This window comes from Psychrobacter sp. N25K4-3-2, from assembly GCF_015351755.1.
GTDB lineage: Bacteria > Pseudomonadota > Gammaproteobacteria > Pseudomonadales > Moraxellaceae > Psychrobacter > Psychrobacter glaciei.
Genome location: NZ_JADKLX010000001.1, coordinates 1,036,332 through 1,052,304 on the forward strand (window position 1 = coordinate 1,036,332; position 15,973 = coordinate 1,052,304).

13 protein-coding genes are annotated in these 15,973 nt (G+C 44.5%); 5 read left to right on the plus strand and 8 right to left on the minus strand.

Going from position 1 to position 15,973, the window contains the following annotated elements; translation table 11 throughout:
* Positions 1 to 70: 70 nt before the first annotated feature.
* The 8 genes from rpe to ispH form a co-directional block, all read right to left on the minus strand.
* Positions 71 to 760 carry a ribulose-phosphate 3-epimerase gene (gene rpe / locus IOD06_RS04135; protein ID WP_189585381.1) on the minus strand — a complete coding sequence of 230 codons (690 nt, stop codon included), beginning with the start codon at positions 758 to 760 and terminating at the stop codon, positions 71 to 73.
* Between the two features lie 95 nt (positions 761 to 855).
* On the minus strand, positions 856 to 1,104 hold the full coding sequence (locus tag IOD06_RS13780; RefSeq protein WP_227676205.1) for a TIGR03643 family protein: 249 nt from the start codon (positions 1,102 to 1,104) through the stop codon (positions 856 to 858).
* A 298-nt stretch (positions 1,105 to 1,402) separates the two neighbouring features.
* Entirely contained in the window at positions 1,403 to 2,311 is a 909-nt protein-coding gene (fghA, locus tag IOD06_RS04145; RefSeq protein ID WP_194619310.1) for an S-formylglutathione hydrolase, read from the minus strand.
* Between the two features lie 102 nt (positions 2,312 to 2,413).
* Positions 2,414 to 3,916, minus strand: a complete 1,503-nt coding sequence (locus IOD06_RS04150) for a C13 family peptidase (protein ID WP_194619312.1) — start codon at positions 3,914 to 3,916, stop codon at positions 2,414 to 2,416.
* A gap of 319 nt (positions 3,917 to 4,235) precedes the next feature.
* The gene (gene htpG, locus IOD06_RS04155) at positions 4,236 to 6,209 is read right to left on the minus strand and encodes a molecular chaperone HtpG (RefSeq protein WP_194619314.1); all 1,974 of its coding nucleotides are present in this window, start codon (positions 6,207 to 6,209) and stop codon (positions 4,236 to 4,238) included.
* A 471-nt stretch (positions 6,210 to 6,680) separates the two neighbouring features.
* Positions 6,681 to 7,496 (minus strand): thioesterase family protein, encoded by an 816-nt coding sequence (locus tag IOD06_RS04160; protein ID WP_194619316.1) that lies wholly within the window; start codon positions 7,494 to 7,496, stop codon positions 6,681 to 6,683.
* Between the two features lie 153 nt (positions 7,497 to 7,649).
* The gene (locus tag IOD06_RS04165) at positions 7,650 to 7,895 is read right to left on the minus strand and encodes a hypothetical protein (protein ID WP_194619318.1); all 246 of its coding nucleotides are present in this window, start codon (positions 7,893 to 7,895) and stop codon (positions 7,650 to 7,652) included.
* A 1-nt stretch (position 7,896) separates the two neighbouring features.
* Positions 7,897 to 8,853 (minus strand): 4-hydroxy-3-methylbut-2-enyl diphosphate reductase, encoded by a 957-nt coding sequence (gene ispH, locus IOD06_RS04170; protein WP_194619320.1) that lies wholly within the window; start codon positions 8,851 to 8,853, stop codon positions 7,897 to 7,899.
* 336 nt (positions 8,854 to 9,189) lie between these two features.
* Between ispH and gmk the strand changes: the two genes are divergently transcribed.
* From gmk to IOD06_RS04195, 5 genes are all read left to right on the plus strand, one after another.
* Positions 9,190 to 9,816, plus strand: a complete 627-nt coding sequence (gmk, locus tag IOD06_RS04175) for a guanylate kinase (RefSeq protein WP_194619322.1) — start codon at positions 9,190 to 9,192, stop codon at positions 9,814 to 9,816.
* Positions 9,817 to 9,991: 175 nt separating this feature from the next.
* Entirely contained in the window at positions 9,992 to 10,252 is a 261-nt protein-coding gene (gene rpoZ / locus IOD06_RS04180; protein ID WP_010201435.1) for a DNA-directed RNA polymerase subunit omega, read from the plus strand.
* 477 nt (positions 10,253 to 10,729) lie between these two features.
* Positions 10,730 to 12,916 carry a bifunctional (p)ppGpp synthetase/guanosine-3',5'-bis(diphosphate) 3'-pyrophosphohydrolase gene (locus IOD06_RS04185; protein ID WP_194619324.1) on the plus strand — a complete coding sequence of 729 codons (2,187 nt, stop codon included), beginning with the start codon at positions 10,730 to 10,732 and terminating at the stop codon, positions 12,914 to 12,916.
* A 133-nt stretch (positions 12,917 to 13,049) separates the two neighbouring features.
* Entirely contained in the window at positions 13,050 to 13,430 is a 381-nt protein-coding gene (locus IOD06_RS04190) for a RidA family protein (RefSeq protein ID WP_010201437.1), read from the plus strand.
* A 133-nt stretch (positions 13,431 to 13,563) separates the two neighbouring features.
* Positions 13,564 to 15,861, plus strand: a complete 2,298-nt coding sequence (locus IOD06_RS04195; RefSeq protein WP_194619326.1) for a primosomal protein N' — start codon at positions 13,564 to 13,566, stop codon at positions 15,859 to 15,861.
* Positions 15,862 to 15,973 lie beyond the last annotated feature (112 nt).

Sequence of the window (15,973 nt, forward strand, 5' to 3'; positions counted from 1 at the left end):
GGTATTGGGTCAATTTGGCTATCACGTCATACGGCAGTTATTAGCAGTCATTAATAATAATTAGCAGTCATTAGCTATTATTGGCCAATGCAAGCTCTACACGCATGGCATCGATAGCAGCCTTATAGTCTTCTTGATTAAATATCGCAGAACCAGCGACAAACATATCAGCGCCCGCCTCAGCGATGGCACGAATATTACTGGCTTTGACACCACCATCGACTTCTAGCCTAATATCGCGACCACTGGTGATGATACGCTGACGAACTTGGCGCACCTTGTCCAAGGTACCTTCAATAAACGACTGACCACCATAGCCAGGATTGACGCTCATCAGTAGAATCTGATCCACTTTATCCATGACATAGTCGAGATAATGTAATGGCGTCGCTGGGTTCAATACCAGACCACATTCAGCACCACCATCTTTAATGAGCTGCAACGAACGATCAATGTGTCCACTGGCTTCTGGATGAAAAGTAATAATACTCGCACCCGCTTCCAAAAACTGCTCAATCATACTGTCAACAGGTGACACCATCAGATGTACGTCGATAGGTGCATCAATGCCATAGTCACGCAGCGCCTTACAAATCATACTACCAAACGTCAAATTGGGTACGTAATGATTATCCATCACATCAAAATGAATCACATCGGCACCTGACTCTAATACTTTTTCAACTTCTTCGCCTAAACGTGCAAAATCAGCTGAGAGTATCGACGGTGCAATAAGATATGGTTTAGAAGGACTGATCATAATTGAGCTACCTAATTTTGTTGGAATAAAAGAATACTAAGAACTGACTTAAAAAACTTAAGCCTTTAAAGCAATAATCTTAAGGAGTCAAACCACTAGCGCTGTTTATATTGGGTTTTACAATAAGCACGACCAACGCCAAAATCTCGTTTCGCTTGATGTTTAGTAGCGCGGTTGCTCACGCGCTGACGCCATAATCGAAAAGACGACGGCTTGAGCTCTTGGCGCATGAGCTTAATCACGCCAGCTTCATTAAGACCGTAGCTGTGCTCGATCGCGCCAAATGGTGTTCTGTCTTCCCATGCCATCTCTATCACTCGCGAGACTTGGGTCTCATCAAGCACTCTATCACCAGCGTCATTGATATTTTTTGCGATGAACTCATCTGAGTTAGCTTTAGAGACTCGGTCACTATTGCTATGCTGCTTATTTTTTAGAGCGGCATCCATTTCGGCTTGCATAGTCGCAAGTGCTGATTGCGCATTTTTAGACTCTGAATGAGTGTCACGTATTGAATGGGTGTCACTTATTGAATTCGCATCGGAATTAGATGCTGTTAAATCTTGATAACTTGCCATAATTTTACCTTTTAAACATTAGCGCTTGTTGAGCGGCTTAGTGAAAAGAGTTCGATATCGACGCTTAGCTAAGTTGTGCCATGCGCCAATGATGTTCGATATGGTCATTAATAACGCTCTGAATAAAATAATAACTATGGTCATGACCTGCCTGATAACGCAATGTTAAAGGCTGCTTGGCTTTTGTACAAGCGTCTTGAAGTTTGGCTGTTTGCAACTGACCTTCTGCTAAAAAATTATCCGCAGCACCTTGGTCAACCAAGATGCTGGCATACTGCTGACCGACCTTTTCGATCATCTTTGATGCATCTGCTTGCGACCATAGTGATTGGTCATCGCCGAAATACTCAGTATAGGCGGCTTGCCCCCATGCCGATTCACTAGCGGCACAGACGGGTGATAAGGCGGAGACACTGACAAACTTACTTGGGAATTTAAAACCTAATAATAACGCCCCATGACCGCCCATGGAGTGTCCAGTGATACCCATGCTATGAATGGGAAATTCTGAGCGCAGCAAATCGTATAGCTCATCGATGATATAGCTTTGCATATTAAAATGCTCTGCCCACGGCTGTTGTGTCGCATCCACATAGTAGCTTGCGCCCTGACCGACAAAATAGCGCTCATCGTTCGGCACTTCACCGCTGTCACCGTTATCACTGCCGTCACCAGTTCTAGGAGAGGTATCTGGAGCGATAAATATCATACCAAGCTCGCTACATTTTTGTTGAAAATGCGCTTTATGGGTGACGTTATCAGCATTACAGGTCAAACCCGATAGATATAAAACGGCAGGACATAACCGCCCTGCCAGCGCTTCATCAGGCAGATAAATACTGAACGTCATCGGCGTTTTCGTCGCTGTCGATTGATGACTATAGTAATGCTGCTCGCCGTCAAAGCAACGGTTCACACTCTTTTGCGTGAGCTGGCTGTTAGCAGACAAGCTTTTATTATAAGTATTATTCATGAGTAACTTCCTCTTTGTCCAAGGTAAAATAAACGATGGCCTATAAACAGCGCTTTATAAATTAAAAAGCACATTGATAACAAGTTAAATAGCACTCAAATTTTAATCAATATCACTGGTAGCATTTACTGGCAAGTTAGAGGTACTGTTGGAAGCGGTGTTTGCAGTATTATTGGGTAAAATATTAACGGTGGTAGAACCCGCATTATTCGTAAGGCTAGCGACTGGCGGACGGGTTTTATCAAACAATACTTGCTCAAACGCAGGTAGTGCCGTCTCCATTAGGCTACCAATCACCATCTGTGGCTCTGATGGCTCAAAACCCATCACACTCTCGCGCTCAGTCACTCGTAAACGGGCATCCTTAAAGGCAGATTCGAAGCTAGTATTTTCACGCAGGCTTTCAGCAAAGAACGCTTGCCCAAAATAGGTCATTTCTGCCGTATTGGTGCAGCCAAACGAAGCTTTATCAGCTGCTGAGGCAGTAATCACCACTGTGGTTGGTGAGGCCAATTCATCGATGAACGAGCCTGAGTAACACGCTGATACGACGATTACACGCCAGCGAATACCTGAAGCATCCAAAGACTCACGCAACCAAGTAGCATCTAAATTATCTATCGCAAGTGGTGGATTCGCCAATTGCACGATATCTTCAGTACCGTGTGAGGATAGCGTGAGAAACAGCACATCTTCATCGGCATTCATCTGCCGACCAATTCTTTTTAAGCCGCGCAAAATACTGGTCTTAGTCGCAATTGGTTCATCGAGCCAGCTATACTGATTATTAATGAGTGAGAGCGAATGACCGCTAGTGCCAAAGCGCACATCGAACAGCTCACGCACTTTATTAATCTCGGAGCGAAAAACATTTTGATCAGAGAACCCAGCCACACCCATAAAGTACCAGTCAGTCTTGCCATCGATACTTGGATCAATGCCATCAAGCGCTTGTTGCAACAGACGTGGCTGCTCGTACAATGCAGCCTCTTCTAACACCGGCTCTACAGGAATTTGCTTAAATATGGGTTGGTCAGCGACATTACGCTGCCAAATAGTCAACAGCGCCACTGCGCCTACCAGCACAATAATACGCTCCCACCATGGCGTGCGCATGCGACGAGAAAAAATCCACAATAAGGCAAGCGTCTGCCATAAGAACAGCACTAAAAACAGAATGGGTAAAAATGAATAACTCCAGTCCGGCAGCCAACCATAACTGCCAAAAAACTGCACCAGACTTTGTAATAATGCCGACAAGGTGTCAGCAACCAACCATAGCACCACAGGCACAAAAACCAGCGCTTGATTGCCCGCTCGCCGTGCCAAAATAATGCCACTCAATAAAATAATCATCGGCCAAATGAGATAGCTGACCAATCCTTGCTCATTAAAAATACTGCCGCCTTCAGCAGCCAGCCATGAGAAAAGTACGTTACTACCAAGTGCCAATAGCGCGAAGACCGCAAACTGAATAAAAGTGGGCTTAACCCAAGAAAACGCGCGCGTTGACCCCACTAGCATCCATAAAGTTGCGATAATATTGGCAGCGAAATTGAGTGAAAAGCGCTGAAGCGATACGGTTTTTAGCGACGTAAGTGACAAAGACTTAGACCTCTAGCCAGTCGAAAGAAATAAAGTGAATCAATAATAAGTATTTTGATGCAGCAGCCGTTCAATGTTATTTGTTTACATTTTTTGCGCGGCTTACACACAGCGACGTTATGTTTGATTCACTATAGAATAAGCAAAAAAACGAATAGCATGAGTCAATAGTATGGCTCGCCAATCTAACGCGATTGTAACGGATTGTCGGTCAAGAGGATAAGGCTGATTTGTAAAAAATCGCTCAAATCTGACCGAAAATCAATTAAAAAAAGGAGGCCTTGAATACAAGACCTCCTTCTATATCAATGACTCAATACTATCTCATCAATAACTCATTGACGCGTTTTAGGTAAGCGGCTGGATCATCTAGTTGACCGCCATCTGCTAGTAATGCTTGATCAAAGATGACTTGCGCCAGCTTGTCAAAATCGACATCAGATTGCTCGCTGGTCTCAAGCTTCTTAATCAGCGGATGATCTGGGTTCACTTCTAGTGTCGGCTTACTCGCTGGCACATCTTGACCCATTTGCTGGAGCATCTGAATCATTTGTGGCGACAACTCACCTTCACCAACGACCAAACAGGCTGGGCTATCGACCAAGCGCGTAGACACTTTCACGTCTTTCGCACGCTCGCCTAACGCTGCTTTTAGCTTATCAACCACTGGCTTCATGGTTTCTTCGGCTTTTTCGGCTTCGGCTTTTTCGGCTTCATCTTGCAAATCACCCAAATCAACCGCGCCTTTGGCGATATTTTGTAGCGGTGTCTCATCAAATGAGGTTAAGAAGTTCATCGCCCATTCATCAACACGGCTGGTCATCAAGATAACTTCGATGCCTTTCTTCTTGAACAACTCAAGCTGCGGGCTGTTCTTTGCCGCTGCCAAATTATCAGCCGTTATGTAATAGATGGCCTTTTGACCGTCTTTCATGCGCGCTTTATAGTCTTCAAAGCTGGTCGTCACACTGTCTTGTGTGCTGGTCGCATAACGTAGCAATTTGGCAATACGTTCTTGATTGCCCATGTCCTCGCCCAGACCTTCTTTGATGACATCACCAAACTCGGCGTAGAACTGCGCGAACTTCTCTTGCTTATCACTGTCTTCGCTATTGGCCAAACTTGCCAGCAAGGTCAAAATACGACGCGCATTACCATCACGGATAGACTTCACATCACGCGATTCTTGTAATAGTTCGCGACTGACGTTCAATGGCAAGTCGGCTGAATCGATAACCCCTTTGACAAAGCGTAGATACATCGGTAGCAACTGCTCGGCCTCGTCCATAATAAAGACGCGCTTGACGTAAAGCTTGAGACCATGCTGCTGCTCACGAGTATATAAATCTACAGGCGCTTTTTTAGGAATATACAAAAGCTGCGTGTACTGAACACGGCCTTCTACACGGTTATGTGTCCACGTAAGCGGCGCATCCATGTCATATGAGATATTTTTATAGAAATCAACATACTCATCATCTTCAATCTCAGATGCTGAACGTGTCCATAATGCACTGGCCTTATTAATGGTTTCCCATTCGTCAGTCAATACCATCTCGCCACCAGTAGGTGCGTCGTCGTTCTCATCTTCTTTTACGTCTTCTTGCCAGATCTCTTTACGCATCTGAATCGGCAAGCTGATATGGTCAGAGTACTTATTAACCAAACGCTTGATTTTGCCACGATCTAGATAGCTGTCTTCACCTTCAGAGTACTCTTCTTTTAAATGCAAAGTGATGGCAGTACCGCGTGCGGCTTTAGTGATAGGCTCAACTGTGAAGCTACCTGTACCATCTGATACCCAACGTACACCTGTATCCACAGGCTCGCCCGCTTTGCGCGATTCAACACTAATAGTATCAGCCACGATAAAGCCTGAGTAAAAACCAACCCCAAACTGTCCGATTAGTTGACCTTCTTGCTTTTGCGATTCAGACAATTTGTCTAAAAATGCTTTGGTACCTGACTTGGCAATCGTACCCAAATTTTCGATGGCATCCGCTTCATTCATACCAATACCATTATCGGTAAAGGTAATCGTTTTAGCATCTTCATCGACGGCGATGCGAATTTTTAACTCACCATCGTTTTCATAAAGACTGTCATCATTAGTCCCTTCAAAACGCAGCTTATCGCAGGCATCAGAGGCATTAGATACCAATTCACGGACAAAGATGTCAGCGTTAGAATATAGCGAATGCGTCACCAAATGCAGCAATTGCGCCACTTCTGCTTCAAACGTATGTTTTTTTAATTCTGGATTCAGACCTTTAGCTTGAGTTGCTTCACTCATAAAACACTCCTTTGAATTCTATTAAGTACTTATTATAAAATAACGATGAACCTGCCAAGACCGCTTTAATAGCATTATCAAAGCTAGCCTGTTGGATACCGTTAAGCTGTTTATACTAATAGGGGCAGCAAAGAAAATTTCAAGCGCAAAAGGGTTATTCAATAAAAAACACCGTCTTAGTTTGCTAAGGCGGTGTTTTTTGTGAGCCATATACTCACATAATTGATAAAAGAAGCGCTTTAACCCTTATTCTGAGTAAGCTTCTATCAATAAATCCCAAATGGTCGTTAGCTTATTTGAAAAATGGCTGTCTGTTTTCATAGTATTCTCCAATAAATCTACTTTATCTTGTTGATTACTATTAAACCCGATTATCAGTCATCCGTATAATTAATTGATTTAACCATATTGTTTAATTTTACAAAATAATACGGTGTGTTTTGATTCGTGAGATTACTAAATACTTATTGGTCAGTGCGGCATCGGACGAATCGTTAAAATCTGCTCGCTACGACCAAACGGCCCATATATATCGTGCAACACTGCGCTGGTCACTCCAATCCCATCAGCGCCATACTGTTGTACCGCGTCAATGCCGAGCCAACGTCCTTGCGGCGCGCGATGCATATGAATCTGCAAATCAGTATTGGGAAACATCCATTCTAACGTTGATAGTCCGAGACCAAGTCGTGGCACGACGCCATTAGCAGTATCGACCATGCCCAATAAATGCACCAAATCATCCGTCGGTTCGCCCTCGACCATCTCAACGTCATTAGTGATCCAAACCATACCACGCCCAGCGCGACGATCAGCATCAGTGACTAAGCGCACTGTTTTAATAAAACCACCTGGCCAACCTTTCATACCATCCCAGACTGCCAAGTCTTCAGGTTGGTACTGTGCTTTTTGATCCTCTAGCCCTGCAATCTCGCTGGTATCTTGAGTCATCAGTCGCCATGCACGAGCAATAATAGCATCACGGCCACGACTGCTCAGCACCGACTCAACCAGCTCAATGGTTCTACCCGGACGAATACAACGGGTAGTAACAGTAAACTCATCGAGCGGTATGAGTCCCAAAATATCGAGACTAATACGGGCAATTCTCATATTCTCTTGTGGAGCAAATCTACTAAGCTCAGCGGTCAGTAATCCTGTCGCTGGTGCCATATGCTGCTCGTGCTCATTCCAAGCGCCTTGGGCATGCTTGGTGGGCTGATAGTGTGCGATCATCACACCATCTTCTTGCTGTTCACGTTTGATAAAGTTGTAATAAGCTGACATTAACCATCCTTAATGTTGTCTCAAATCTTGCTCATTCATCCAGTATTTTTTAACTGTTGTGAGAAGTGGTTATGGTTGTATAAAAAAGTTATGCGTTACCAGAGCGTGTTAATCACTTCCTAGTAATTTTCAGGCGTGGCTTACCTTTATTGTTTATTTAGTAAGCTCTTGCTTTCTCATATTGAGCAACGTGCGACTCTTAGCCATTATAAAGAGGAAAAAAGCCATGATGGCAATGAGCGCACCATATAGGACACTATAATCTTTCGTAAATTGTGCCGTATTAAGCATAAGCATCAATACCAAAATGACAATCACAAACATATTAATTTTCAATTGCTTATTAATGTCATCGACTGTGGCTTCGGCCAATACGAACTTTTTTTTGTGCTTTTTCATGTTACTTACCTACTTGCGTGACCGGAATACGTAAGGCTTTGGGCAGACTAAATATGACATTCTCTTCGATACCTGACAGCTCACTTGGCAAGTCGCCACCCCAATCTTGCAACTGCTGTAGCACCTCTTGAATCAATACTTCTGGCGCTGAAGCCCCTGCGGTGACACCCACATTCTCTACGCCATCAAACCAGCTACTGTCCATTTCGCTGGCATTGTCTATCAAGTAAGCACGGCAGTTCATCCGCTCTGCTAATTCACGCAAACGATTTGAGTTTGAAGAGTTTGGCGAGCCTACCACCAATACTATCTCGCAGCGACTGGCCAAATCTTTGACCGCATCTTGGCGGTTTTGGGTAGCGTAACAGATGTCATCTTTACGCGGTCCTTCGATACTAGGGAATTTATTGCGCAGTGCATCGATGACGCGTGCCGTATCGTCCATCGACAAGGTCGTTTGAGTAACAAATGCCAAGCGCTCACCATCCTGCACAGTCAGCTTTTCGACATCGGCTTCATTTTCGACCAAATGAATCTCTCCACCATGACGACGGTTAAATCGCCCCATTGTGCCCTCAACTTCAGGATGTCCAGCATGACCGATCAACACCGCATCCATACCATCTTGGGCAAATTTAGCGACTTCGATATGTACCTTAGTGACTAGCGGACAAGTGGCATCAAAGACGGTCAGGTCACGACGAGTCGCCTCATCTTCGACCGCTTTTGAGACCCCATGCGCAGAGAAAATAACGATTGCACCATCGGGTACTTCGTGAAGTTCTTCGACAAATACCGCACCGCGATTGGCCAAATCCGAGACCACAAATTTATTATGGACGACCTCATGACGGACATAAATAGGGGGCTCAAAGCGGGTCAATGCTTCGTTGACTATCGCAATCGCGCGATCGACACCAGCGCAAAAACCACGTGGATTGGCAAGATAAATTTGCATAAGATGGCCTATCATTAGATAATTTGTATTTATCGCTTAACGTCAAAAGCTTAACGTCAAAAGTTGGGATGCATTCAATACGCTACTTTAGCATAATTTGCTTTTATTGCCTTTTAAAATACCACCGTCTCAGTCGCTATAGACGCAGTCGGTCTTTAAAAAAACAAAAGTGTCAAAAGCAGTTTATAATTAGGCAGTGGTTATGGTTTCTCTAACCCTACATGATGACATTTTATATTTTTACCAGCCTTTGACGCTTTGGCGGTTCACTACCATATCTTTTCGTCTTTTATTAGCACACACTTTATTAGGGCACACCCCATTAGGACACTTTGTATGACAGGTTCATTATTTATTATTACCGCTGCCTCTGGTACGGGAAAGACCTCACTGGTGAAGCAGCTACTTGCCACCACCAATGACTTGACCGTCAGTGTGTCTCATACCACACGCACTCCGCGCCCTGGTGAGCTCGATGGTCATCATTATCATTTTACCGATGTCGATAAGTTTGTGACTGCCATCAGCGACAATAAATTTTTGGAGCACGCCGAAGTGTTTGGCAATTACTATGGCACCTCAGAACAAAGCGTACGTGCGCAATTAGAGGCCGGTGTCGATGTGATTTTGGAGATTGATTGGCAAGGAGCGCTACAAGTCAAAAAAATATTTACTGACGCGACGATGGTCTTTATTCTGCCCCCAAGCATTGCCACGTTACGCCAGCGCTTGTCAACTCGTGCGCAAGACACGATAGAAGTCATAGAGCAGCGCTTAGCAGGCGCAGTGACTGAGATGGCGCAATATGTGAATTTTGATTTTGTCATAATTAATGATAATTTCGAAGTCGCCTTGACTGAGCTAAAAGCCATTATCGTCGCTGATAGACAGACGCTAAAACGCCAACAGCAGCGTTATCATCGTACGATTAGCAACTTGCTAAGCAATAAAGTACAAGAGTAGGGTTATTACTGCCTATCAGTAGGGTTTAATTTGGCAAGCAGACATAAAAAGCAACCACCTAGCTAAGCAAAAAATGCTACAATGTCTAGCTATTCCCCTTTATATTTTTGATATTATTTTTATTTGAGTGACGGACCATGTCTGTGACTAATAAAAACAACCGAGGTAGCTATTTATGGCACGAGTGACGATTGAAGATTGTTTGGATAATGTTGATAATCGCTTTGAGCTGGTTTTGGTCGCAAGTAAGCGCGCCCGTCAGCTGGCCAAAGGTATCGCTGAGCCGTTGGTTGAAGTCGATAACGACAAGCCTACGGTATTGGCTCTACGTGAAATTGCCGCGGGCAAAATCACTCGCGATATTCTAAATCAGCCAGAGCATAATTTTGCTACTAGCTCAATGGATTTAGCACTGTCAGGCGATCATAGCTTCTAGTAAAAGCTGTTTGACATGCGAATGCATATTGATGATAAAAACCACAGCTTATGCTGTGGTTTTTCGTTTACAACTGTATGCTTTTGGCTATCATGAAAGCCATTTACGCCCAAAATCATACCACTGGGTATAAATTTATAAGTTTTTTTCTGGCACCAACGCTTAGCAGTTGACATTGAATACGATTTACGATTAATTAGAGAGTGGTCTCGCCTTTCTACTGCTCTCTATTATAATTATTGCTCTTTTTTACAATGATCGTTTTCTTTTATAATATGGTCGCTGCAATTTAAAAGCGTGACAGCATCAACCTTGTAAATGAGACGCTAGTACAGCTTGCATACGGTTGCTTTTTTATCCATATATCCATACATCGATATTATCTTGCTTTAACGATAGATTAGTATTCATTCAGTCACCATTTACCTTAACAGGGCTTAATCAATTATAGGTAATGGAAAATAGGATCGTCACTTTATGAGTCAAACCCTTCCCAAACTCAGTCATCATCTAGTCGATGATGCTCAATATAATTTGCTCCGTTCAGTTGGCTATCTGACTGCTGCCGAACGCCGTGATATTGTTGATGCCTGTGAGTTCGGTGATATTGCGCATATTAAAGACAAGCGTAAATCAGGGGAGCCTTATATCACTCATCCGATTGCGGTCGCTGAAATATTGGCAGGTTTTCGTTTAGATCGAGATACCATTATTGCAGCGATTTTACATGATACTGTCGAAGATACCGACGTTAGCGATGAGCAAATCGAGCAACGTTATGGCAAAGTGGTTGCTAGACTGGTTGATGGTGTCACCAAATTAAAATCTTCGACCCATAATAAGCAACAAAATAAAGCGGCGACTTTTCATAAAATTCTGACGGCTACCCTTGCTGATCCACGGGTGTTAATCATTAAGCTTGCCGACCGCTTACACAATATGTCGACGCTGGATGCGGTACGTCCTGAAAAACAGCGCACGACGGCGCAAGAGACGTTAGATTTTTATGTGCCATTTGCCCGTCTGATGGGTCTCAATGACATTGCTGATTATATTGAAGTGCTGTGTTACCGCAATCTTGATTCTGGTATGTATAACAAGATTTCAGATAAGCTGCTGCAACACGGGCTGGGACGTAATTTTCAAAGAGAGGCTATTCATAGCTATCTGACTATTGTCTTAAACAATTTAGGGCTCAATGGCCTCGTCAAAGTATTAGACAATCGCGTGGTGATATATCGACAGTTTTTCCGCAATCGCGGTGAAATTAATGCGCTACTTCGTCACTATGCTTTTGAGATTGTGCTCGACAATATTGAAGCTTGCGACAAACTGGCTTATTACCTTATCAAAAAATATCAAATCGATGATACCCATATTGCTGACAATATTCGTCGCCCACTACCGGGTGGCAATCAATCCCTGACCCTTATTTATGAGCGGGATAATGATTTTGTAAAAGTCACTATTTTGACCAAGCAAATGCAAAATGCGGCAAGGCTTGGCGTTATCGGGGCAGAACACGCCTCCGATGTCAGTCAATCAGTCATTCAGGCGTCATTACGCAATATGAAAGACTTGGTTGATGAAGACAGCTTAAATCAAAACAGCCCTGACTTTACTGCTGCCGTCTCGACGATTAGCGAGCTGATGGATTACCTGCATTCAAGTAAAATTATTTGTTATAGTCCCAAAGGTCGCGCTTATGAGCTATCACAAGGAGCCACAGCGCTTGATTTTGCTTATGCTGTTGGACCTATGGTCGGTAATGTGGCCGTCGGTGCCAATATCGATGGCAACAAAGCCAAGCTGGGCACGGTGGTCAAAAACGGGCAATTGGTCGAGATTGAAGTAAATAGCCACTCAGAGCCAAAGGCAGAATGGCTCGGGTTTGTCGTGACCAATAAAGCCCGTGAAGAGATTTTACGCTGGTTTAAGGATTTATCTGCTGCTGATAAACAGCATCATGGTCAACAAGCCTTGGATCGCGCGCTAAAAACCTATCAAAAAAGCCTCGATGATTTAACGGACAGCGACTGGAAAAACTTGACAGAATGGCGTGGTCTGACAGAAAAAAGTGCGCTATTTGAACAGATTAGCTCGGGCACACTACTACCACAACTGGTGGTCACTCGCTTATTTAGCGACGAAGTCAGTGACTTGCAGGCTAAAGAACAAAATGATGATGATGCCCAACCGCAACAATTGATTGTCAATGCCTCAGGGGTAGAGCTTGATTTTGCCAATTGCTGCCATCCGATCTATGGCGACCCTATCGTTGGTCATTTATCCCGTCACGGCTTGGTGGTACATCGCCATAAATGCTTCTCGCTCGACGATATTCGCAAAGACAACCCTTATCAAGTGATACAGCTGCGCTGGCGCAATGACAGGGCCATCAAACAAAATGAATCCGGTGAGCACGCTAGCAAAGTCCGTTTTTCGGCTTATCTGAAGCTGTCTCTTGCCCTCAGCGACGAACAAATCAGCGAGGTTATCTACCATCTGCGCCAGTTAAATATGGGGGTGGAAACGGTCGATGTGCGCCATACTGACACTATCATTCATATTGTGGTCCGTAGTCGCAATCATTTAGCACAAGGTATTCGCGAACTGCGCTCGCTGCTGGGCTTTCCCAATATCATGCGACTCTATCAGCTGTAGATAGAAGTGTTAAATACCCTTACTTTTAATCTCGAATTTTCAGAACAACCCAAAACAATGATAAACTTTGCTACTTCGTTTTTAGTCAGTAAATCCAATCAATCAAACGAAAAAAACACCTTAAGGATATAATATGACCCGTCAAACCATTCAAACTGATAAAGCCCCTGCCGCTGTTGGCACTTACTCACAAGCCGTCAAAGTCGGTAACACCGTTTATATTTCAGGACAGTTAGGTTTCGACCCTGAAACCATGGAGTTGAGAGAAGGTTTTAAAGCACAGGCTGAGCAAGTGTTCGAAAATATCAAAGCTATCTGTGAAGCAGCTGGCGGCAGTCTAAATGACGTGGTTAAATTCAATGTATCTTTGACAGACTTAAGTGATTTTGCCGTTTTAAATGAAGTGTTCGTGGCCAACCTATCCGAGCCATACCCTGCCCGCGCAGCCGTACAAGTCGCTGCTCTACCAAAAGGTGGTGTGGTCGAAATTGAGTCTATCCTATATATTGAATAATCTTGAGCCTCATCATACTCAATTCTTAAGTAATTGAGCAAAAATAACGGTTGTTAGCGTAAGCCCAAATATCACTATTTGGGCTTACTATTATTCTCATTATTTAAATACCCAAACAATAGAGATGTATTTTATGTTGGTACAAGTTGCTCTGCCCGTGCCCCTTTATCGGGTGTTTGACTATAGCTTACCGGCAGATATGAATGCTTTGCCAGATAATAACTCACCATGGATACCGCCAATTGGTAGCCGCGTCGAGGTGTCCTTTGGTCGTCAAACCTTAATCGGTATCGTGGTCGCTCATATCGCTGAAGCGGATAGCAGCGTACCGATGAAAAAACTCAAACCTATTAATAAGTGCCTAGATGCCGAGCCGATTTTGGATGCCAGCATGTTAAAGCTGGCTTATTGGCTGGCAAGCTATTACCACTATCCGCTTGGTGATGTGTTAGCTGTCATCTTGCCCAGCCTCGTTCGTCAAGGCAAGCCGCTAGACTTGCTGATTACGCACTGGCGAATTTTGCCGCATATCGTTGATGGCGATTTTCGTGCCAATGCCAAAAAGCAGAAGCAACAATTTGATATGCTTAAGCTACACGGCGAGCGCGGTGCGAGCGAAGATGTGCTGCTGTTAGAAGGTATGCAGCGCAGTTTTTTAAAAACGCTGGAAGATAAAGGCCTGATCGAGCGCTATATTGAGCCAAAACAAGCACCATCGAATGTTAAATTAGCAAAAATGCCACTCGATCTCAATGATGAGCAAGCGCTTGCTGTCGACGCTATCATTGCGGCGCACGAAGCTGAGCGCTACACGGGGATTTTACTGAACGGCATTACTGGTAGTGGCAAGACCGAAGTTTATCTGCAAGCGATGCAAGCCGTATTAGAAGCGGGCAAGCAGGTTTTGATTTTAGTACCGGAGATTGGTTTGACCCCGCAGACGCGCGCGCGCTTTGCCAGTCGTTTTGCCGCCCATATTGTCTTGCTACACTCCGGCATGACCAACACCCATCGTCTACAAGGCTGGCAAGACTGCCGCACGGGTCATGCTCAAATCATTATCGGGACGCGCTCAGCGGTGCTATATCCCTTTGCTGATTTGGGACTTATCGTCGTCGACGAAGCACATGATGGTTCTTATAAACAACAAGATACCCTACGTTATCATGCCGCTGACGTTGCGCTTTATCGCGGCTTGCAATGCAAAATTCCTGTCGTACTTGGTACCGCGACCCCGTCTCTTGAGCATTTAAAACTGGTCGATGACGGCAAATTAGTAGAATGCCAACTGCAGACTCGCCCTGGCAATGCAAAGCCTGCAACCATGCAGCTGATTGATGCGCGCCTGCAAAGTACCCATCAACAGACTCAAGATGATGGTGCACGCTATGATACGGGGCTGACAGATGCGTTAATTGGTGCGATACGGCAAACGCTCGAAGCGGGCGATCAAGTATTGATATTTTTAAATCGTCGTGGCTATGCGCCAGTTTTGCTATGCGAGGCTTGTGGTTGGCAGGCAGATTGTCCACGCTGTGATGCGCATTTAACCGTTCATTATAATAGTCAATCGCAATCTAATTCCTATTCAAGCAGCTCGTACTTAAAATGCCATCATTGCGATTGGCAAGCCTATATTCCCACCGTTTGTCCTGATTGCGGCAGTCAAAACCTAGATGCCAAAGGGATGGGTACCACAAGACTCAGCGAAAACCTGCACGCGATTTTTGCCAATCCGCAAACCAGTAAAGAGTTGTATCCCATTATCCAAATCGATCGTGATACGACCAGACATAAAGACAGCTGGGAGAATATCTATCAGCGTATTAATGAAGGCAAGCCTGCCATCTTAGTCGGCACGCAAATGGTCGCCAAAGGTCATCACTTTCCCAATGTTACCTTGGTCTGCTTGCCCAATGCTGATCGTGGTTTCTTGTCCGCCGACTTTCGCTCGCCAGAACATACCGCACAGCTGATGATTCAGGTGGCTGGCCGTGCTGGACGCGGTGATAAGTCTGGTCGTGTATTGATTCAAACCTTGCAGCCAGATAATGAGCTGTTATTAAAGCTGGTAAAAGATGGTTATCTGTCCTTTGCTCGCGAGCTATTGCAAGAGCGTAAAATGATGGGTCTACCGCCGCATAGCCATGCTGCCCTGATACGCTGCGAAGGCAAAACGCTTGCTGCCACTACGCAAGCATTGAAAGATGCGATTGCAAGTCTACCTAATGGCCATAATCTTGCTGTGCTTGGTCCTATCGACGCACCGATGAGCAAGAAGAACAGTCGATACCATGCACAATTGCTACTGCTAGCCAAAGATCGACGACAGTTACATCAGGTATTAAATCAATGGTGGCAACCGGTACTCACCTTGCCCAGTGCCAAATATCTGAAGCTTACTTTGGATATCGATCCTGTCGGTTGGTGACGCCCAATTCCTAATCGTGATCCTTTAACTACAATCATCACACTATAGCTCACCGTTACTAAAGAACGCTATTCAAAATCGGTCATTCATCGTTTACCGCCTAGGGCGTGTC

Excerpts from the sequence above, each read along its gene's own strand:
- rpoZ (WP_010201435.1), top strand. The coding sequence starts at position 9,992 with ATGGCACGAGTGACGATTGAAGATTGTTTGGATAATGTTGATAATCGC.
- ispH (WP_194619320.1), bottom strand. The coding sequence starts at position 8,853 with ATGCAAATTTATCTTGCCAATCCACGTGGTTTTTGCGCTGGTGTCGAT.
- IOD06_RS04165 (WP_194619318.1), bottom strand. The coding sequence starts at position 7,895 with ATGAAAAAGCACAAAAAAAAGTTCGTATTGGCCGAAGCCACAGTCGAT.
- htpG (WP_194619314.1), bottom strand. The coding sequence starts at position 6,209 with ATGAGTGAAGCAACTCAAGCTAAAGGTCTGAATCCAGAATTAAAAAAA.
- rpe (WP_189585381.1), bottom strand. The coding sequence starts at position 760 with ATGATCAGTCCTTCTAAACCATATCTTATTGCACCGTCGATACTCTCA.
- IOD06_RS04185 (WP_194619324.1), top strand. The coding sequence starts at position 10,730 with ATGAGTCAAACCCTTCCCAAACTCAGTCATCATCTAGTCGATGATGCT.
- IOD06_RS04195 (WP_194619326.1), top strand. The coding sequence starts at position 13,564 with ATGTTGGTACAAGTTGCTCTGCCCGTGCCCCTTTATCGGGTGTTTGAC.
- gmk (WP_194619322.1), top strand. The coding sequence starts at position 9,190 with ATGACAGGTTCATTATTTATTATTACCGCTGCCTCTGGTACGGGAAAG.
- IOD06_RS04190 (WP_010201437.1), top strand. The coding sequence starts at position 13,050 with ATGACCCGTCAAACCATTCAAACTGATAAAGCCCCTGCCGCTGTTGGC.
- fghA (WP_194619310.1), bottom strand. The coding sequence starts at position 2,311 with ATGAATAATACTTATAATAAAAGCTTGTCTGCTAACAGCCAGCTCACG.
- IOD06_RS04160 (WP_194619316.1), bottom strand. The coding sequence starts at position 7,496 with ATGTCAGCTTATTACAACTTTATCAAACGTGAACAGCAAGAAGATGGT.